Raw genomic sequence first — 17830 nt, 5'->3', positions numbered from 1 at the left:
AGTCTTCGACTGCCGGCCTATTGCTTCACTTTGCTCGTCACTTTTTACCGCTCACAAATCTCCTTGAGCTTCATAAGCGCTCGCGGCCACATATCATTAAACATTGCTTCGTAATCGGGCATGCTCTGCATCTCAATTTTCACCGTCGTCACACCATCAGCTTCGGTAAAGGTGTAGTTTTCGTACGATGGCGCCCACTCAGTCGCACCTTCATACTCCGTCTCACCTTTCACAATCATTCCCAAGTGTCGAATCGAAATGTACTCATGCAGGCGATTCTCGGCAATTTCGGAAGTCATTCCATTCCCTGCTGGATCGACAAACCGAATCTCGCTTCCCCCTTCCCAGCTCCCTTCGTAGGTTGAACCAGGCGTAAATTCCGTGGTCCACATCTCATACGTATCCTTCTCCAACATCGTTCGCCACACCTTTTCTACCGGCACATTGATATCGATGTTGTATATAAGTGTTTTCATTTCCATATGAGTGCATCTTAGCATCCACCCCCTTTTCTTGATAGAGTAGAGTCATATGAGCAGCAAGCAAAGCAATCAGAAAAAGCCCCGCATCTACACCATGAGCTTTGCTGGCGTATATCCAGCCTACGTCGCTAAAGCTGAGCGAAAAGGTCGCACCAAGGCCGAAGTGGATAAAATCATCTGCTGGCTAACCGGCCATACCAAAGCCTCACTCGGGAAACTCCTCAAAATCGACACCGACATTGAGACCTTTTTCAAAACCGCCCCAAAACTAAATCCCAAGCGCAAGCTCATCACTGGCGTTGTTTGCGGTGTCCGTGTCGAAGACGTCCCCGAGAAGACCATGCGCGAAATCCGCTATTTAGACAAGCTGATTGATGAACTGGCGAAGGGTAAGGAGATGGGAAAGATTTTGAGGGAGTAACATTTGATTTGTGTGTAAAATCAAATAATCTATTGACGCGTATGTATAATTAGCATAGGGTATTAAAAAATCCTTTGCTCTGTCCTCGGCACTTTGGCTTAGTACTAGTTGGTAACTAGACAAGTTAATTGTTGCGCACCCGAGTACAGAGCAAAGGATTTTTTATTTATGCTTATTACTCAAATCAAATAGCAAGACATTGCCGATTCCCTCTAGCTTTGTCTTCTCTACAATATACTTACCGATATAGTTTGATGAAACAACACCTTCGTTCATCAATCCATACTTATTTGCAAAAGACGCACCATTAACAAACGCTCCACCATATTTCGGAGTTTTTAGTGCTAACGAACCTTCTTCTTTCTCAGTAAGCGGCTTTATAGCTACTACTTTTTGCAACTTATCATAGTAAAACTTTACAGCAGGATACTTCTTATCATCTATCTCATAAATAGAAGCTGTAGCAGTTGAAAGATAGAATCTTCCAGTGCTGTTTATAGTTACAAATGGAGTAGCTCTACCTGAAGGTGCCTTGAATTCTTCAAATTGTAATGAATCTTTTTTCATCTCTTGTATTTTATTACCAAACAAAAAATTTGCAACAAACCGCTCACAGTACGAATTATGATTGAAATTGTGTCAATATATACATGTGTTTATATACATATTGTTAATCTTGTAATTAATTGTTAATTACAAACAAATTCATGAAAATTGAATCTAAACACAAGAAAAAAAGACCCTCTCGGGTCTTTTTTTCTAAAAGTTTCAAAATCTGATGAATGGCGAGGAGTTAGGCAAAAGTCTTCTGAATGGGGCTTGTGCCCAGTGAAGAAAATTTTTGCCGTAACGACACTGCCAGTCGCTGATTTTGGAAGTTTTTACCAAGCGAAGTGCAGCATACCCGCAAGGGGCATCACCGCATTTGCAACTGGAATTTCTTTCGCTATGCTCAGAAATTACCAGGCAAAATGCGCGAACGCACGGTTGGCCTCAGCCATCTTGTGCGTATCCTCCTTCTTCTTTACTGCCTCACCTTCTTCCTTAGCAGCAAGGAGTAGTTCCTTCGCGAGAGCCTTGTGCATTGGTACTCCCTTCTGCTTGCGGGCTCCCGCAATGATCCAGCGGAGGGCCAGAGCCAAACGGCGTTCTGGGCGAACCTCACGCGGTACCTGGTAGTTTGCTCCACCAACGCGGCGTGAGCGAACTTCCATGAGTGGACCAGCGTTCCTGAGTGCGGTGTTGAAGACCTCTACTGGGTCGCCGCCTTCTTTGTCATTCTTGATGATTTCAAACGCTCCGTACACGATCTTGCGAGCAGTTTCTTTCTGTCCGCGAAGCATCACGTAGTTGATGAGGCGTTCGATATCAACCTGACCGTACACAATGTCCGGAGACACTGTAGGTCGTTTTTTGATTGGTCGTCGCATTGTTAATTGTCTTAAGATGCGAATGAGAAAGTATGAAAACAATCATCTTTTCATTCTTCGCATAATGGTCTTTCCTTGCGGATTACCACTCTATAATCTGTAGCGAATATAAACTATTTGTAATTTGAGAACTTCGCTCGTTCTCAGAACTTCTTGCCATCCCTCCAAAAGTGAAAGAATTTGTTTCCTGACGCGGCGCGAGCGGAAAATTTTCTGAATGGGGCTTGTGCCCAGTGAAGAAAATTTTCCGCGATGCAACAATGTCAGGGAACAAATTATTCGCCTTTTGGCTTCTTGGCTCCGTAACGTGAGCGACCCATGCGGCGTTCTGCTACTCCAGTTGCGTCGTACTTACCACGCACAATAGTGTAGTTTACACCGATGTCCTTCACACGACCTCCGCGGACAAGTACCACTGAGTGTTCCTGCAGTGAGTGCTTGATACCTGGGATGTATGCAGTAATTTCCTGACCGTTTGAGAGACGAACACGAGCAATCTTTCGAATCGCTGAGTTCGGCTTACGTGGGGTCTTGGTTGTTACACGAGTACATACACCGCGCTTGAACGGAGAGAAGTAGCTGTTTGGCTGGTTCTTGATCTTGTTGAATCCAGACTCCAAAGCCGCACGCTTACTCTTTCGTGCTTTGTCGGTTCGCTTTTTACGGGTTAATTGTTGAATTGTTGCCATAAATGAGCTCCGATACAATACTATAAATAAAGATTATTGCAACAATGTCTTGCTTTAAAAAACCGCCCGAGCAAGCTCGGGCGGGAGGCTGACCCTAGCATGCCGGGAAGGGAGCTCTCACAATGAGAATCGGGTCAGACCGTAACAATAGCAGAAAATACAAAATAAAAAAGCCGCTTCCAGGAACTGGAAGCGGCGAACATGCAACGAAGGAGAGGAACATCGACCAAGGATGAAAAACACCGGACCATAATCATATCTATCGTAACATAAAAATAAAACCGCCCAAGAGGCGGTTGGAGAAGAACGTGGTGTCCAGGCGGCGGAGGTCGCATTTTTGGTGCAACGAGCCACTCGGGGTGGCTAGCCATTCGCGAATTTTGGCGGGACGAACAGCTCTTGAGGGGTGCCGCCTGGACCCTGGTATAGTATCGCACTTACCGTAAATAGCAAGCAGCAAAAAACCGCCTTCAGGCGGTTTTTTGCTGCTTGCTATTTAGCCGACCAGCAGTGTAGTCAAAAAGTAGGTGAGATTATAAATAGGTACCGACAACACAAAGACAAAAAGGAAAATCACGAGCAAAAATGCAAGACCAGCATTTTGCTCCATGCTTCGACGAAAACTGTCATATTTCATTGCCAGTCCAAATGGCAAAAGTCGGCCGAGGATTTTTGAACCATCAAGCGGCGGCACTGGTACCAAGTTAAACATGGCCAGAAATATATTGAGGAAGATGATTGAGATTGACAAACTAACGAACGTATCACTGAGCGCCAGCACATCTGCACTACGCACCAAAAGTGCAAACACGATAGCAATCACAATGTTTGCAAGTGGACCAGCAGCTGCCACCATAGCCTCACCCCACTTTTGGTTGGTGAAATTGTATGGATTATAGGGCACTGGTTTGGCAGCTCCAAATAAAATTGGTGCGTGCGTTGCAATCAAAATACCAGGCAAAATCACTGACATAAGCGGATCGAGATGTACAAGTGGATTGGCGCTCAAACGACCAGAGAGACGAGCGGTTGGGTCACCAAGCCAATTAGCAGCATAGCCATGGGCCATTTCATGAATAATGACCGAAATAATAAGTGCGACAATGAGCGCGATTTGTTCTAATCCCATCGTATGTTTATAACAAATTACTAAGCACCATTACAACGGCGGCGAGTACCCAGAAAGCAAAACCAATCATGAACGCTCCAGCTAGATAATGTCCAACGACCGCAAGCGAGCGTTTGTAAAATTCATCTGAAACAAGCCAACCGTTGTAATGAGAGACAATTTTCGTTGACGTCGTAGTATGAAAAGCTTCCTTCGGCTCAGAGCTGTTCTGTTCTTGGTTTTGTTCGTTATCCATAGTTACTCCATACTACCCATGAACCCTTGCATTATCAAGCATACATGGTAGTATGGCGCCACTAAATACTTTATTTATGGCAAAGCAATGCGACATCACCGGCAAGAAGACCCAAATCGGAGGCCGCTATAGTAACCGCACCCGTGCGACGCAGTTCAACCCTGGTGGCAAAATCAGCCGTCAGCCAAACCTGCAGAAGCGACGTATCTATGTCCCTGAAATCGACAAGACCGTCACGGTGAAGGTTTCAACCGCTGCCCTTCGCACTATCGCGAAAAACGGCGCGTATGCGACACTCAAGAAAGCTGGTCTTATCTAGCACACATAAAAATTGGCCGGTCCCTTTGGGACCGGCCAATTTTTATTCTACCCACACGCGGGCACCATCTGAATAAAACGTAATCGTACCATCCTCAGCCGTACTGAGTATCTGCGCGCCGGCTTCGCCGGCGCGCAGCAACACCTCCTCATGTGGGTGGCCATAGCGATTATCTTTTCCTGCCGATACCACTGCGTACTGCGGCGATACCGTTTCCAAAAACAACCCAGACGATGACGTGTCTGATCCGTGATGCCCAAGTTTTAACACTTCACTCTCTAGAGTTTCACCATATTTCTCAACCAAATACTCCTCAATCCCCTGCGACGCATCGCCGGTCAATATAAATTCCGTGTCACCATACATAACCTGCACCACCACTGACGCAGTGTTGGTTTCCCAGTTTGTACTATCTCCCCGCGGCGAAAGTACCCGCACCGTCGTTGATGCACCAAGTAGTATTTCTTGACCAGCTTGCGCAGTGATGATACGGGCACCTTCGGCCACGGCGGCGGCCTGAAAGGCCGCCGCCGTGGCCGTATCGTACAAGGAGGCAGTTTCAATAATTAATCCCACGCGATATTGCCTAAGCACATCAATCAAACCAGCGACGTGATCAGTATCAGGGTGCGTAGCAATTATCATGTCAATTGACCGATCAAATACAGAACGTTTCTTCGCGAGCTCACGCACAACAGCCATATCTGGACCCCCATCCACCAAGAGCTCATACCCATCCGGCGACGTAATCAATACCGCATCACCCTGGCCAACATCCAAAAATGCAACCTGGAGATACTGCTGGTGTACCGGCCGACCGACCGCAACCATCGGCACCCAAGCAGTGACAACAATCGCAGCAAGCACCAGCAAAACGAAAGTTCTGATTCTGAGCATCGTATTAGATAGCATACGCATCATGATACAATGCGCCTAAGTATAATTAAGTAACTTTCTTCACCACATGAAATACGAGCCACTAACATTCACAATCCCAAAACTTGATGGTATCTCCGAGGACACCATCAATAATCACCTTGGTCTCTACCAAGGCTACGTAAAACATGTGAATTTGATTCAAGACAAGATTGCTGCCTACAGCAATGATCCCGAGAATAACGCCTTTGCTATTGCAGAAATGCAGCGTCGCCTCGGATTTGAGTTTGGTGGCATGCGCAACCACGAGTACTACTTTGCGCAATTCGAAGAAGGAGCCAAGCCGCTACCAGAAGGTTCACTCAAGCACAAACTTGAAGAGCAATGGGGATCCGTCGACAACTGGCTAGCACGTTTCAAAGAAATTGCAAAAACACGTGGTGTTGGCTGGACGATGTTGTACCACGACCCACATACCGATCAGCTCGTGCAAACCTGGGTAGACGAACAACACATGGGCCAACTGGCGGATCTCGATATTATCCTTGCACTTGATATGTGGGAACATTCATACATGCGCGACTACGTCTCAGGAGACAAAGGCAAGTACATCGACGCTTTCTTTAAAAACCTCAATTGGGAAGTCATCTCTGGCAGACTCGTTTAAGTAAAACCGCCTCAATTTGAGGCGGTTTTTAATGTGGTTTGCACCGATCCATTAATAAGCATTACCAGCAGCGCGTCATCACATAACTCACGCTCCTCACGATGCGGATAGTGCTCTCTGAAAGCAGCATCTATTTCAGTGGCGGTGAAGCGTCTCGATGCGATACCCTTTTCAAGCAATTGCTGTAACTTACAGTCACCAGCCTGCAATGCTTGTGTCACGGCAGCAAATTCATCCTCTGCGACAACAAGACTCATATACAACGGCCCTTCATTCAGAGGGACGTCGGAGAAAATAAAGAGCTTCATTGGAATTACTCCTTAAAAACACTCTTTGCACTATACGGACTACTGGTAATCCGTCAATTTTTACGAAAGAACACTGACTGCTCAATGTTTGGCACATCTGGTAAAGACACAACGTGATTAGGTTGCATCAAACGCCAATATCCAAATATTGCCATAACATAGATTGCTATAACTACCCGACCAGAAAATTCTGGCACCAGCAGCGTTGCGAAAGGCAAGGCAGCAAACCAATGCGCCACGACTAAAATGTATTGCAGCGACCAGGTAGCAACATACCCAAACACAACCCCCACATGCACAGACAACGAGCCTAAGACTCCCGTCAAAAATGTAAGCAACATCGCAAGGGGCACCATCGGCAGAACTAACACATTTACTAAAACACTTATCACTGAAACCTCACCAATGTGATACATCAGTAAGGGTAAAACAGCAATTTGTGTTGCGATAGTTGAAAACAAAAAATCTTTAATACCGAGCATGCCGCCACTGGCGAGCACGGTTTCAAAATGTGGCAGGATGAGCACCAGCCCAAGCGTAGCCATAAATGACAGCTGAAACCCAATATCATACAGCAGAAGATACGGATTAATAATCAACATCACTACTCCAGCGAACAACAATGCTCGCAGTACGTTGTATCGACGACCCAATAACTCCGCAAACAAAACCAGCGACGCCATTACACTTGCGCGCACCACTGTTGCTGACAATCCAACAATCAACGCAAACAGCACAATCGCAACTATTGCAAAAACAATACGCCATGTTCGTGGGAAAAAGTATGAAAAACAAAGAATGATAAACGAGACTACTAGCATTACATTGTATCCAGAAAGCACCACAATATGTACGATGCCGGTACGCCGAAAATCTGATTCGATCTCATCGCCCAGTGCAGACTTCACGCCGAGCAATAACCCTTCTCCTAAACCAACAGATGGATCAGGAATAAAACGCTCCAACGATTGCATAAACCAGTGCTTCGCCGCCAATAACGTCCTAATCAATCCGTTACCTGCCACCTCACCACTCACATCCACCTCAGCGAATGCGACGCGGTATTCAACACCGCGTGCTTTTAAGTATCCTGCGTAATCAAACTCACGACCTAGTTCAGTAGTAAATGCCGCTGGCTGTTCAAGCATGCCAGTAATGGTGAGGACATCGCCGTACACAATCGACTGAAACCGGTCGGTACTCACGAGTATCTTGTCGGTCTCAGTTTGAACATACAGCTGCTGCGTGCGGTTAGAATACGTCGGTTCACTGACCACAACACCCGTAATTTTTACCACTTCGCCAAGCGATGAGGCTAAAGGCGAGCGATTAAATTGCTCGGAAGCTAGATGCATTCGCATCATTCCAAGTGCGGTTGCAAAAAACGCAATGCTGACAAGCAGGAGGTATGGCGCCGAAGGAGCGAAGCTCCTTCGGCGCCATACGACCGCAATCACAAACGCCGCCAAGAGCAACCACATGATGGCAGCTGCCGAAAAAGCATGTACCGTCTGCAGTCCAACGCCGAGTGTACACGCGAGTAATGATGTATAAAATAGACGCGCCTGCACTTCGCTAGTGTAGCAAATAAAAAACCACCCCTTGGGGTGGTTGTGTTTTGGCTGGGCCGCTTCGCGGCCCAGCTCACGTCACGCTGCTTCAGCAATCATGCGAGCCAAAACACGCTCATCATCTTCACCAGGAACCTCAATGACGATGACTTCTGCCGCTTCAGCTTCAGCTTTTTCGACCAAGAGCTGCTCTTCCAGTTTTTGCTCCAAGAGCAAAATGGCGTCCTTCTTGGCCAGCTTCTGACGTTTCAGTTCGGTAGACAGAAAACCAGGCGGCATCCCTTCGAGCCGCCGCTTGAGCGCGGCATGTTCTTGGGTAAGCACCTCAATACGATCTTTGATTCCTTGCGATGTGTTGATATTCACACATGTCTCCTCTTGCAGTTATGATGGAACATAGGTGCAACATTATCCGCACCCCTAACGTACGACAGTACCGCGAAGCGGCCTCGCCCGTCAAGCAAACAATCACCAGCTATCGCACTTGCACGCCGGGAAGCACTGTAAGCTCAGCCGCAAGTGTTTCCAGGCGTGCCAGTGTACCGTGCATATCAGCAAGCATCTCCACCACAGCCGCAGCACCGGGGTGCTCTTCTTCCGGCGCTAAACGATTGATATCTCGCCTGATTGCTTCTGCTCGACTCAAAACATCAGTGACCACTTCATTGAGCAAGGCTTGTTGCAAAATGGCGCATGTTTCATCCATAGCAATCTCCAAGTGAACTAAACCAATCGTGACAATAGTACTCTTTCAAATAAACGTCAAGACTGCTCATTCTGCCTTACTCAAGATACGCGAAGACAAGATTTGGAAACTGGGCTACTCGCAAGTTGTGAATCTCTATAAAAAGAGGCACGAGACCAGGATTGTCGATTTGCGCCTCAGCGCTCAACTGCTCCTTAACCGACTTATTCTTAAGCCTGAGCTCAAAACGCATATCAACGGTTTTACCACCAAAGATTTGAGCAGCGGCCAAAAGGCCTGATGCTACTGCTTGGTAGGCAGCAAAATCATCGGTGGCATTACCAATTGATTGTGAAATATCATGCAACGCACGTCCGTCGGCAGCATTAATTTGTACACTGATTGTAGCCGGACCAGGATTACTTGCCGATAATCCTACGGCATAAATGCTAATAGTCTCCATAGACATGTCTCAGCCTAACACAAAAACGACCTCCTCCAACAACAGACCACTTGCTAGGCGTTTGTAAAATCAGCAATGACAGCGGTTTCTTCTTCGGGCGATAGAGCTTTCTTGAAGCGCACCCCTTTTTTACCTTTCACTCGCGCTTCGCATTCGGTCCAGGTTTTGTGTGTCTCAATCTTTCCATCTACCATGCTCACATATGAATACGCTTTTGCCGCAGATCGCTCCCGCGCTTTGCTACGCTCGGCCGCTTTTTCCTTGTCGTAGGATACATTGTCGACATCGTGTTCGTAGCCGGCCTTACTGCCGCTATAGAGCGAAACCGGTTTCCCCGCACCGAAGTCTGACGCAATCGTATCAGCTCGTTCGTTACCGATGATACCGACATGCCCAGGCACCTTCTGCCAATTCACTTCTACTTTCTTAAGGAGTGAGACGAGCTCCTGCCAAATAGCCTGATGCAACACATCGCCACCAGTTTTGGTTTTCCAACCATTACGCATCCAGCCAAACACCCAGCCAGTCGCGCCTTCTACCACGTACTTTGAGTCAGTGTAAATAGTGACTTTCTTTACCTCGTCTTCAAGTGTAGCGAGTGCCGCTACTACAGCCTGCAACTCCATCTCATTATTAGTGGTAAGTGCTTTACCTTCACCGTACTCACGCACCACATCACCAATTACCACCACGGCACCATAGCCACCCGGACCAGGATTTCCTTTAGCGGCGCCATCAGTAAAAATAGTTGCTGTTTCCATAGATACAAAAGACTAACATAAAAGCGGGCGAGTAACAGCTTCGCTGTTACTCGCCCGCTTTCCACCCGACCAGATTTCAAATAGTTTAAAAGCTAGATAAGGTGGGGAACCCGAAGGTTCCCCGAATTTCTACATCAGGCTGCGACGAGCAACATACCGAATTTCCGGCGCTTCTCCGCCTTCGAAGCGGTCGGCTTTTTGCCGCTTGCTTTCTCAACCGGCTTTTCAGCCACCGGCGCTTCGGTCGTTTGCTCGACCATGTGGCCGAGGTCAGCGACCGAATCCGCCGAGACGCAGTACGCATGATACGCACCATTCGGCAGCAGAAGCGCTACTTGCCTCGGCGAACCCGGACGATGCGCCTTCAGGAGAGTGAGTTCCTCGGCAGTGACCACTTGGGCCACCACCGAGTTCTCCCCAGACTTCCGCTTACCTTCCGGACGCACGAGCGTCAGGAATTTCCCGGTGAGCTTCAGCGCGGGAGCTTCGGGCGAAGCGGTGACCGACGCCGCAGAATACGGAGTCGACTCAGTCGCCACCTCGATTTCATCGAAGCTAAAATGGCCGCCAGCAGTCTTCTTGACGAAGTACGCCTTGGCCACATGCAGTCCATCATCGCCCAGAACGACGGCGATTTTCCCGCCAGGAAGGCGCTTGGCCTGCTCGAGGTCGTCGACCACGAACCCAGACATGTCGATGCCATCCACCCGCTTAAAGCAGCGCCGGTTACCCGGCGCCATCAGGCGAGCCTTTTCAGCTGCACGTTTCTGTGCCGCTGCTGTTTTTGCATCTGCTTTGACCTTGCGCTCGGCAGCAGCCTTTTCAGCTGCTTCACGACGCTCGGCTTCCACCTTCGCCATCAACGCTGCCTCGGCGGCTGCTTCTTCTTGCTGAAGAGCTGCTTGTGCTGCCTTCATGAAGGGCATCTCTGCCGGTTCGTAGACCGGCTCTGCTCCTTCGAGCGCAGCCAGCTTGGCCTTGAACCTGGCAGCAGCTGCAGGGTCTTTTTGTTCACCGACGCCGGGGTAGTGCACCCCGGCAGCGGTCACTTGCCAGACCTGGTCGACCAACGGCCGACCGGCCGTTTTCACGAGCCGGTAGATGACCCATCGGCCATCCACAGCGGCGAGGAAGACGAGCGTACCCGTCTTCTTGATGAACTTCTTGGCAGCAAAGAGCTCTTGCTCTTTGCTGCCTTCCGGCTTGAACTTGATGCGAGTGAGCGTTTCACGCGCATCGGGAATGTTGGGAAGAAAGCGGACAACAACGAACGTCAGCCCGTCGTCCACACTCAGTCGATAGTCGATGAAAGTACCCTTCGGGCGCATGGTCATCGGGCAGTTGATGGTATTACGGGACATTTCTTCGAGTTTGACGTTCATTGTCATCTCCTTCAATGGATTTTCAAAAGTGGTGGTCCGTCATCGACCATCCGCTCGAGGCAGCTCTAGAGCCGCAACCAAGCGGATGGTCGATGTATCTGATGCAGTTGTAAAGAACGTGTAGCTAGAACTTTACCATATTTATATGTAAAAGTCAATATTTAGACCACCTCTACTACCCGCAGCCGTATCTGTCGGCGACCCATAAAAAACGACTGCTCGACATGCGCAATCACCGTACAGGGCATGTCTGTTTTGGGTTCTTGCGTGAATTGCGCTGGTTCGCGGAAAAAAGCAATGCCTTCCAAGCGACCGTTTTCGGTCGCAAAGGTAAGCTTGGTGTGATCTTTTGCTTTACCAAATACCTCTACCGTACTCGGCGTCACATTACGAAATACAAAGAGCGGTTTTGGATTGCTCGCGCCGTACGGCGCGAGCTTCGCCAACTCTGAAATAAGCAGCTGATTCACCTCATTGAGCGAAAGCTCAGCATCCACCTTCACTTCATTCTTCACCACCGCCTCATCGCCAAGCGCGAGACACGCTTCATTTAGCTTTTCACCGAAGGTAAAAATATGCTCTTCTTTCACCGAAAAACCGCCCGACGCATGATGTCCACCCGCCTCAATAAAAACTTCTGGAATGGCCTGCATCAGCTTCACCACACTCGCGCTACCACCAGAGCGACACGAACCTTTGTATACGCCATTACCATCAATCCCCCAGAGAAAGACTGGCCGATTGTGTTCTTCAGCAAGCTTATTGGCTGCCAGACCCACCAGCGATGGCCGCCAATCCGTATGCCCCATCACAATCACCGGTGGAATTTCTTCCACGTCCTTCAGCCGCTTGTGAAGGTCTTTGGTCATGAGTGCCACCTGCGACTTACGTTCCGTGTTTAATTTTTCTAAGTGAGACACTCGCTCACCTGCCTTCACTACGTCGGTCTCGGATAAAAGCTGAAACGCATCTTCGGGGGTGTCCATCCGCGACGCGGCATTGATCCGCGGCCCAATCGTAAAGCCAATGTCTTCTTCGGTCAGATACCGCTGGTCAATCCGCGCTTTTTTGAGAAGCTGCTGCAAGCCTGGCCGTCGCGACTTCCGCAACACCTGCAGTCCGTAATGCGCGAGCACACGATTTTCATCCACCAAAGGCACCATGTCGGCAATCGTGGCCACCCCGACCATATCGAGCCACCACTTCTCCCAGCCCGGCGTGAGCTCATGCTCCGCCTTTTCGAGCACCGCTTGTGCGAGCTTATATGCCACCGCCGCCCCGCAGAGTCCATCAAAGGGATAGTCGCCAAGCTTGGGGTTTACCACCGCAACGGCCGCCGGAAGTTCTGCTTCTGGCTCGTGGTGATCGGTAATAATAATGTCTACCCCTACTTCATTAGCATGAACCACCTCCTCGACATTTGAGGTGCCACAATCAATTGTAATCACAAGTGTTACGCCGTCTTTCTTGAGCGCATCAATCGCTGTGGTACTAAGCCCAAACCCTTCGTAGTGCCGGTGCGGAATGTAGTTTTGAAAATTATCGTACTTCAGCGCTTTAAAAAGATCATGCAGTACCACCGCACCAGGAATACCATCACAGTCGTAGTCACTAAAAATTCCAATGCATTCGCCGTCTGCCATCGCGCGCAAAATACGCTCCACGGCCTTATCGATATCATGCAGAAGAAATGGGTTGTGAAGCTGCGTATTGTAATCAGGATTTAAAAAAATGGTCGCTGCTTCGGGAGTATCGATACCGCGCTCGCGGAGTAAGCGATTTAGAAGCGGCGAAATCCCCGGCAATAGTAAATCAGTACTAAGCTCTGCTTCAGGAAATAGGTAGTCTGCCATACGTAGGTGTCATAGTACCACCGATGGATTTTAGTGACCAATATTTCATATACTGATTTTGCCCGCGCGAAGCGCGGGCTTTTTGTTTCTTAAATATCTTTTATACTGTCACTATATGAGCAGCATTTTTTCAAAAATTATCGCCCGTGAAATCCCCGGGCACTTTGTCTTTGAAGACGAACACTGTGTGGTGCTAATGGATAAATTTCCCGCTGTACCAGGCCAAACCTTGGTGGTTCCCAAGCAAGAAACTGACTATCTTTTCTCCCTAGAAGACGATTTGTATCAGCATCTCTGCGGTGTCGCGAAGCGCGTCGCTAGAGCATCTGACATCGTCTTTAAGACAGTACGCACCTGCATGGTAGTAGAAGGATTTGAAGTACCGCACGTACACCTTCGCCTCTACCCGATGACTTCTACTGAGCATGGACTTGGTCAGGTGATGGTACAGCAAGCCGAAGCAGCCGATGAAACGCTTGCCGAACAAGCCAAAGCGATTGCGGCAGCGATACAATAAGCTGAAACAAAACGGCCGGCCCCTACGGGGCCGGCCGTTTTGTTACTTTTACTCTAAAAGATCAATTGCTGGGGTGCTGCCTTGCTCTAAGAGAGTCAGCATCGAACCACCACCAATGGAGACAAAACCAAACAGTTCATTGATGTGAAGCTTCTCTACTGCTGCCACTGTATCACCGCCACCCACTACTGAGAAACCATCGGCGGCTGCAATGTGCCGCGCAGTAATTTCCGTACTCTGCGTGTAGCCCATTTCGTAGGCGCCAAATGGTCCATTCCAGAGAATAGTCGCCGCTTTTTCAACATACGTTGCCAGCATATCAATGGTCATCGGTCCGCAATCCAAGATTGAATCTTCTGCCTCGACCTGCTCAAGCGACTTCACGGCGCGGCCATTTGGACCATCTACAATCACATCAATTGGCACAAGGAGCTTGGAATCATTCAGAAATGGCGCATCCTTCAGTGACACATCTGATACCATAGACTTCCCCACTTCAAACCCGCGAGCCTTGAAGATGTCGTTAGCGAGCGCACCACCGATAAACACATAATCGTAGAGTTTGAGGTATTTCTCAATGAGCGGCATCTTGGTCTCAAACTTCGCCCCACCGAGCAAGAAAAGCGATGGTGACGCCGGCTGCATGACTTTACGCAGCTGAGTCACTTCTTCGGCGAGTGTCAGGCCGGCGTAGCAAGGCAGCAGCTTCGCCACGCCATATGTAGACGCATGTTCACGGTGAGCAGCAGCAAAGGCATCGTTTACATACACCTCACCAAGCGCAGCGAGCGCCGCTGCAAACTCAGCATCATTTTCTGTTTCCCCTTCATGCTGGCGCGTATTCTCCATCAAGAGAATATCACCATTACCCATCACTGCTCGACGCTGCGTAAAATCTTCGCTGAAAATATCACCGCCCCAATGCACGCCCAGATATTTTTCAAGCTCCGCATGCACAGGCTTGAGACTTTCTTCTGGTTCGCGTCCGACATGCGCAATTACAATCGTCTTCGCGCCCTGTTCCTTAAGGTAGCGCATCGTCGGCAATGCTCGCTCAAGTCGGAGGTGATTTTGCACCACGCCGTCCTTGAGCGGAATATTAAGTGATGAACGTAGCACCACATACTTTCCTTTCAAATCACCCGCTTCCGTAACTGTTCGCATAGTATTAACTTACTGCTTTAATAATTGCCGCAAAATCATCCGCCTTAAGACTGGCACCACCCACCAAGAAGCCTTGCATATCACCCACTGCATGAAGCTCTGCAGCATTTCCTGGCTTGACTGAGCCACCATAGAGCAATCGCACCTTACGCGCCGTTGCGCGGTCATAGAGCTTGGTGAGCGTTGATTCGATAAACAGCTGCATTTCTTTTACATCGTCCGGGGTGGCAGTGTTCCCAGTACCAATCGCCCAGATCGGTTCATAGGCAATCACTACCTTTTTCATCTCAGCCGGCGTAAGCACTTCTGCGAGCGCACGCAACTGCGACTCCACAAACGTAAAGAAATTTCCTTGCTCGTCACGCTCTCGTTCACCAATACATACGATTGGGGTAAGCTTATGCTTCAAAACCACCTTTGCCTTATTGCGCACAGACTCATCTGTTTCACCCATGGCGCGACGCTCTGAATGTCCAAGAATAACGTACGTCACTCCGAGATCTTTCAGCTGTAAAATCGACACCTCCCCAGTAAACGCTCCCATTGGCTCGATTGACACATCTTGTGCGGCGAGCGCCACAGCTGATTTAGCCACCTTTTTGCCCACTTCCGCAAGATGCGGGAACGATGGCGCAATTGCTACATATGACTCTGCGGTCTTTTTAACTTTCTTGACTACGGCTTGCCCGAGGGCTACGGCGTCGGCAAGCGAAACAGGATTAAGTTTCCAGTTACCTGCCACAAGTGGTACGGTTTTTTTCATACGTTTTGATTGTAGCACGGGAGCAAAAAAGGGCGCCCGCTTTGCGGGCGCCCTTTTTTGTCCCTACCCCTCCTGCTGCCAATCACTCAACTCGTAGACATCAGATGTTTCTGGCGTGAGCGGAGGTGGATCGCTTACCTGATCAGCATCAAAGGAAGTGACTCGATTCACAAATCCTGATACCGTCACACTACCGCTCACCCACTGTGTTCCAACTCGACCGTTTGAAACTACGCTACCATACCTAGTGAGTGTGCCTCGCAGCACGTACGGATCAAGAGATCCAGGTAACCCTTTTGAGCCAGAGGTAACGTAATGATTTCTTCCAAATCGACCATTTTGAGCAATAAAAATGCCGTTTGCTTGTAAATTATTAGGTACTGCCAGCCCGACATCAACATCATCCTCAGCAATCGCCAACAAACCAGCGTTCACTCCAGACACATAATTGATATTATCATTGATCACAATATTAGTTTGTGAACCTAAGGACAAATTAGCAGCAGCCAACGCAACCTTCTGCGACACATCACCCTGAAGCCATACCTTGTCTTCAAAATAGAGCAGTGGACAAGCATCATCAATGGTTCTTGTGGCAACAAATGATGAATTACTGATTACATTTCGCTCGCCTGTGTGCCACCCCTCTTCAGAAGAATACGCCCAGTAACTTGAAGTGTTTGTAACACGACGAATTGTTACCGTATCATCACCGTTAAAGTCAACCAGGTAGCCATATCCACCTGATGGGCCATAGTAAATGCCACCGTCATTTTGAGCCTTATTCTTCATATCAAGCAAATCCAATGTCAGACCACTAAAATCAACCGGTGAAACGGGGAACGTAAAGAGACCAGGAGTCGCGTGCCCACTGGTTGTATACACTCCATCTACTGTAGTATTTGAGCCACAGCCAAATGAACTGTCGCACGTCCACGTTGCCTGTCCGCTTCCAATATACGAATTGTGGTACCCATCCATGCGAATACCCTGGTTTGAGTGAACCGGTCCGGTAATCACGCGATCATCTCCATACCAAACTGCACCGTTTGTAATAAACGAATATTCCGCCACCGTTGGCCGTGCGTATCGTGCAGTAACGATTCCAACGGCCGCTGGGTTTGTATACGTATGTCCGGTAGACGTAACCTCAACTGACGCAATGCTGCCGCAGTACGTACTACTTGCTATAGATAGTGAAAATTCACCAATCGGTCCATCTTCCGGGTCAGAATAGACATGCACATATGGACCAGGCAGGCCAGTTCCATCAGTTACGTCGTCAGGATAATGCGCCAAGCGCCACTTGTAGTAGTTGATGCCCGCTTCAGCTATTTCCGTTGCACGAGCCTGCTCATACTTGAAATTCACAACCTTGTTTTGTGTCACGACTGAACCAATAAAGGCCGCAATAATGGAGAGAAAAATTCCCGCAAACACTAACACTAAAATAAGCAGTGTTCCGGCTGAGTATTGCTGCTGCTTTGAATGGTACTGCATGGTTTAGAGATTATCTTTTAAGTTACGTGGCGCCACACTTGACTTCAGCATAAACTCTCCCGGTGACTGCACGGGGTCAATATTCACAATAATCTGCGCCTTCACGTAACGCACGTCAATTACCGGTGAGGTAGAACTGAGCTGGGTACCATCATTATCAAAATACGTAAACGTAGGCACGCCTTGATTTATGTTTTGTACATACAGAGAAAGCGTCTCTTCAGCACTCGGCGTTCCTAAATTATAGACCGGTGGTGTTCCTACCGGATCATAGATGTATTTAGTAAGCGTCGTTGACGCCAAGATGTACTCAACGTACTCCACGCTGTTATCAAGATCAGTATCGCCATAAAAAGCCATGTGATGTTCATCAATTACATCAACTGGATAGGTTCCGTCAGCTCCGGTCGTCATTTCTTTTGTGTCTTGCTGCCACTTCATGATACCTCGCCTTGCGTTATCGACCTCATTTGCCTGCGACATAGCGTACGAATTTTGTCGATACAAACTCGTCACACTAGAAAAAATGACTAACACTAATACGGTGTACACACTTATAATGACAATCATTTCAATGAACGTCATCCCCGCTGTTTTGTGCTTTACACTACGCAT

General features: G+C 48.5%; 23 protein-coding genes. 4 read left to right on the top strand and 19 right to left on the bottom strand.

Annotated elements, in window-relative coordinates; genetic code table 11:
• Positions 1-44 precede the first annotated feature (44 nt).
• On the bottom strand, positions 45-476 hold the full coding sequence (locus tag H6780_02275; GenBank protein USN89255.1) for an SRPBCC domain-containing protein: 432 nt from the start codon (positions 474-476) through the stop codon (positions 45-47).
• A gap of 55 nt (positions 477-531) precedes the next feature.
• Here H6780_02275 and H6780_02270 point away from each other — a divergent pair, with 55 nt between their 5' ends.
• Entirely contained in the window at positions 532-903 is a 372-nt protein-coding gene (locus H6780_02270) for a DUF2200 domain-containing protein (protein USN89220.1), read from the top strand.
• Between the two features lie 162 nt (positions 904-1065).
• On the opposite strand, the gene H6780_02265 is transcribed toward H6780_02270, so the two are convergent.
• The 5 genes from H6780_02265 to H6780_02245 all read right to left on the bottom strand — a co-directional run bounded on the left by H6780_02265 (position 1066) and on the right by H6780_02245 (position 4386).
• Positions 1066-1470 carry a hypothetical protein gene (locus tag H6780_02265; GenBank protein ID USN89219.1) on the bottom strand — a complete coding sequence of 135 codons (405 nt, stop codon included), beginning with the start codon at positions 1468-1470 and terminating at the stop codon, positions 1066-1068.
• Positions 1471-1862: 392 nt separating this feature from the next.
• Positions 1863-2333: a 30S ribosomal protein S7 gene (rpsG, locus tag H6780_02260; GenBank protein USN89218.1), complete on the bottom strand. Its 471-nt coding sequence runs from the start codon at positions 2331-2333 to the stop codon at positions 1863-1865.
• Positions 2334-2608: 275 nt separating this feature from the next.
• Complete coding sequence (gene rpsL, locus H6780_02255; protein USN89217.1) at positions 2609-3022, bottom strand: 30S ribosomal protein S12; 414 nt, start codon at positions 3020-3022, stop codon at positions 2609-2611.
• Positions 3023-3518: 496 nt separating this feature from the next.
• Positions 3519-4151 carry a site-2 protease family protein gene (locus H6780_02250; GenBank protein USN89216.1) on the bottom strand — a complete coding sequence of 211 codons (633 nt, stop codon included), beginning with the start codon at positions 4149-4151 and terminating at the stop codon, positions 3519-3521.
• A gap of 7 nt (positions 4152-4158) precedes the next feature.
• The gene (locus H6780_02245) at positions 4159-4386 is read right to left on the bottom strand and encodes a hypothetical protein (GenBank protein ID USN89215.1); all 228 of its coding nucleotides are present in this window, start codon (positions 4384-4386) and stop codon (positions 4159-4161) included.
• 76 nt (positions 4387-4462) lie between these two features.
• Here H6780_02245 and rpmB point away from each other — a divergent pair, with 76 nt between their 5' ends.
• Entirely contained in the window at positions 4463-4705 is a 243-nt protein-coding gene (gene rpmB, locus H6780_02240; GenBank protein USN89214.1) for a 50S ribosomal protein L28, read from the top strand.
• Between the two features lie 42 nt (positions 4706-4747).
• Here the strand turns inward: rpmB and H6780_02235 are convergent, their stop codons facing one another.
• Positions 4748-5617, bottom strand: a complete 870-nt coding sequence (locus H6780_02235; GenBank protein ID USN89213.1) for an MBL fold metallo-hydrolase — start codon at positions 5615-5617, stop codon at positions 4748-4750.
• 52 nt (positions 5618-5669) lie between these two features.
• On the opposite strand from H6780_02235, the gene H6780_02230 reads away from it, so the two are divergent.
• On the top strand, positions 5670-6248 hold the full coding sequence (locus H6780_02230; GenBank protein ID USN89212.1) for a superoxide dismutase: 579 nt from the start codon (positions 5670-5672) through the stop codon (positions 6246-6248).
• Between the two features lie 11 nt (positions 6249-6259).
• Here the strand turns inward: H6780_02230 and H6780_02225 are convergent, their stop codons facing one another.
• The 8 genes from H6780_02225 to recJ all read right to left on the bottom strand — a co-directional run bounded on the left by H6780_02225 (position 6260) and on the right by recJ (position 13271).
• On the bottom strand, positions 6260-6556 hold the full coding sequence (locus tag H6780_02225) for a hypothetical protein (GenBank protein USN89211.1): 297 nt from the start codon (positions 6554-6556) through the stop codon (positions 6260-6262).
• Between the two features lie 53 nt (positions 6557-6609).
• Positions 6610-8127, bottom strand: a complete 1518-nt coding sequence (locus H6780_02220; GenBank protein ID USN89210.1) for a ComEC/Rec2 family competence protein — start codon at positions 8125-8127, stop codon at positions 6610-6612.
• Positions 8128-8205: 78 nt separating this feature from the next.
• Positions 8206-8493, bottom strand: coding sequence for a hypothetical protein (locus H6780_02215; GenBank protein USN89209.1), 288 nt, complete (start codon positions 8491-8493; stop codon positions 8206-8208).
• Between the two features lie 109 nt (positions 8494-8602).
• The gene (locus tag H6780_02210; protein ID USN89208.1) at positions 8603-8833 is read right to left on the bottom strand and encodes a hypothetical protein; all 231 of its coding nucleotides are present in this window, start codon (positions 8831-8833) and stop codon (positions 8603-8605) included.
• 76 nt (positions 8834-8909) lie between these two features.
• Positions 8910-9275, bottom strand: coding sequence for a hypothetical protein (locus tag H6780_02205; GenBank protein ID USN89207.1), 366 nt, complete (start codon positions 9273-9275; stop codon positions 8910-8912).
• Between the two features lie 53 nt (positions 9276-9328).
• Complete coding sequence (locus H6780_02200; protein ID USN89206.1) at positions 9329-10036, bottom strand: ribonuclease HI; 708 nt, start codon at positions 10034-10036, stop codon at positions 9329-9331.
• A gap of 134 nt (positions 10037-10170) precedes the next feature.
• Positions 10171-11418: a hypothetical protein gene (locus H6780_02195; GenBank protein ID USN89205.1), complete on the bottom strand. Its 1248-nt coding sequence runs from the start codon at positions 11416-11418 to the stop codon at positions 10171-10173.
• A 161-nt stretch (positions 11419-11579) separates the two neighbouring features.
• The gene (gene recJ / locus H6780_02190) at positions 11580-13271 is read right to left on the bottom strand and encodes a single-stranded-DNA-specific exonuclease RecJ (protein USN89204.1); all 1692 of its coding nucleotides are present in this window, start codon (positions 13269-13271) and stop codon (positions 11580-11582) included.
• A 115-nt stretch (positions 13272-13386) separates the two neighbouring features.
• On the opposite strand from recJ, the gene H6780_02185 reads away from it, so the two are divergent.
• Positions 13387-13788 carry an HIT family protein gene (locus H6780_02185; GenBank protein USN89203.1) on the top strand — a complete coding sequence of 134 codons (402 nt, stop codon included), beginning with the start codon at positions 13387-13389 and terminating at the stop codon, positions 13786-13788.
• A 48-nt stretch (positions 13789-13836) separates the two neighbouring features.
• Here H6780_02185 and H6780_02180 read toward each other — a convergent pair whose 3' ends face one another.
• From H6780_02180 to H6780_02165, 4 genes are all read right to left on the bottom strand, one after another.
• Positions 13837-14952, bottom strand: coding sequence for a phosphoglycerate kinase (locus tag H6780_02180; protein USN89202.1), 1116 nt, complete (start codon positions 14950-14952; stop codon positions 13837-13839).
• Positions 14953-14956: 4 nt separating this feature from the next.
• The gene (locus tag H6780_02175) at positions 14957-15715 is read right to left on the bottom strand and encodes a triose-phosphate isomerase (GenBank protein ID USN89201.1); all 759 of its coding nucleotides are present in this window, start codon (positions 15713-15715) and stop codon (positions 14957-14959) included.
• A gap of 63 nt (positions 15716-15778) precedes the next feature.
• The gene (locus tag H6780_02170) at positions 15779-17215 is read right to left on the bottom strand and encodes a hypothetical protein (protein USN89200.1); all 1437 of its coding nucleotides are present in this window, start codon (positions 17213-17215) and stop codon (positions 15779-15781) included.
• Between the two features lie 3 nt (positions 17216-17218).
• Entirely contained in the window at positions 17219-17830 is a 612-nt protein-coding gene (locus H6780_02165; protein USN89199.1) for a hypothetical protein, read from the bottom strand.

It is taken from the genome of Candidatus Nomurabacteria bacterium (assembly GCA_023898565.1).
Taxonomy (GTDB): domain Bacteria; phylum Patescibacteriota; class Minisyncoccia; order Phycocordibacterales; family UBA918; genus OLB19.
The sequence above is the reverse complement of the archived record's forward strand: the minus strand, read 5'-3'. Positions and strand labels throughout refer to the sequence as shown.

Excerpts from the sequence above, each read along its gene's own strand:
- rpsL (USN89217.1), bottom strand. The coding sequence starts at position 3,022 with ATGGCAACAATTCAACAATTAACCCGTAAAAAGCGAACCGACAAAGCA.
- H6780_02270 (USN89220.1), top strand. The coding sequence starts at position 532 with ATGAGCAGCAAGCAAAGCAATCAGAAAAAGCCCCGCATCTACACCATG.
- H6780_02210 (USN89208.1), bottom strand. The coding sequence starts at position 8,833 with ATGGATGAAACATGCGCCATTTTGCAACAAGCCTTGCTCAATGAAGTG.
- H6780_02175 (USN89201.1), bottom strand. The coding sequence starts at position 15,715 with ATGAAAAAAACCGTACCACTTGTGGCAGGTAACTGGAAACTTAATCCT.
- H6780_02250 (USN89216.1), bottom strand. The coding sequence starts at position 4,151 with ATGGGATTAGAACAAATCGCGCTCATTGTCGCACTTATTATTTCGGTC.
- H6780_02185 (USN89203.1), top strand. The coding sequence starts at position 13,387 with ATGAGCAGCATTTTTTCAAAAATTATCGCCCGTGAAATCCCCGGGCAC.
- H6780_02180 (USN89202.1), bottom strand. The coding sequence starts at position 14,952 with ATGCGAACAGTTACGGAAGCGGGTGATTTGAAAGGAAAGTATGTGGTG.
- H6780_02245 (USN89215.1), bottom strand. The coding sequence starts at position 4,386 with ATGGATAACGAACAAAACCAAGAACAGAACAGCTCTGAGCCGAAGGAA.
- H6780_02275 (USN89255.1), bottom strand. The coding sequence starts at position 476 with ATGAAAACACTTATATACAACATCGATATCAATGTGCCGGTAGAAAAG.
- rpmB (USN89214.1), top strand. The coding sequence starts at position 4,463 with ATGGCAAAGCAATGCGACATCACCGGCAAGAAGACCCAAATCGGAGGC.
- H6780_02170 (USN89200.1), bottom strand. The coding sequence starts at position 17,215 with ATGCAGTACCATTCAAAGCAGCAGCAATACTCAGCCGGAACACTGCTT.
- H6780_02205 (USN89207.1), bottom strand. The coding sequence starts at position 9,275 with ATGGAGACTATTAGCATTTATGCCGTAGGATTATCGGCAAGTAATCCT.
- H6780_02265 (USN89219.1), bottom strand. The coding sequence starts at position 1,470 with ATGAAAAAAGATTCATTACAATTTGAAGAATTCAAGGCACCTTCAGGT.
- H6780_02235 (USN89213.1), bottom strand. The coding sequence starts at position 5,617 with ATGCTATCTAATACGATGCTCAGAATCAGAACTTTCGTTTTGCTGGTG.
- H6780_02230 (USN89212.1), top strand. The coding sequence starts at position 5,670 with ATGAAATACGAGCCACTAACATTCACAATCCCAAAACTTGATGGTATC.
- rpsG (USN89218.1), bottom strand. The coding sequence starts at position 2,333 with ATGCGACGACCAATCAAAAAACGACCTACAGTGTCTCCGGACATTGTG.
- H6780_02200 (USN89206.1), bottom strand. The coding sequence starts at position 10,036 with ATGGAAACAGCAACTATTTTTACTGATGGCGCCGCTAAAGGAAATCCT.
- recJ (USN89204.1), bottom strand. The coding sequence starts at position 13,271 with ATGGCAGACTACCTATTTCCTGAAGCAGAGCTTAGTACTGATTTACTA.
- H6780_02225 (USN89211.1), bottom strand. The coding sequence starts at position 6,556 with ATGAAGCTCTTTATTTTCTCCGACGTCCCTCTGAATGAAGGGCCGTTG.
- H6780_02165 (USN89199.1), bottom strand. The coding sequence starts at position 17,830 with ATGCGTAGTGTAAAGCACAAAACAGCGGGGATGACGTTCATTGAAATG.
- H6780_02195 (USN89205.1), bottom strand. The coding sequence starts at position 11,418 with ATGAACGTCAAACTCGAAGAAATGTCCCGTAATACCATCAACTGCCCG.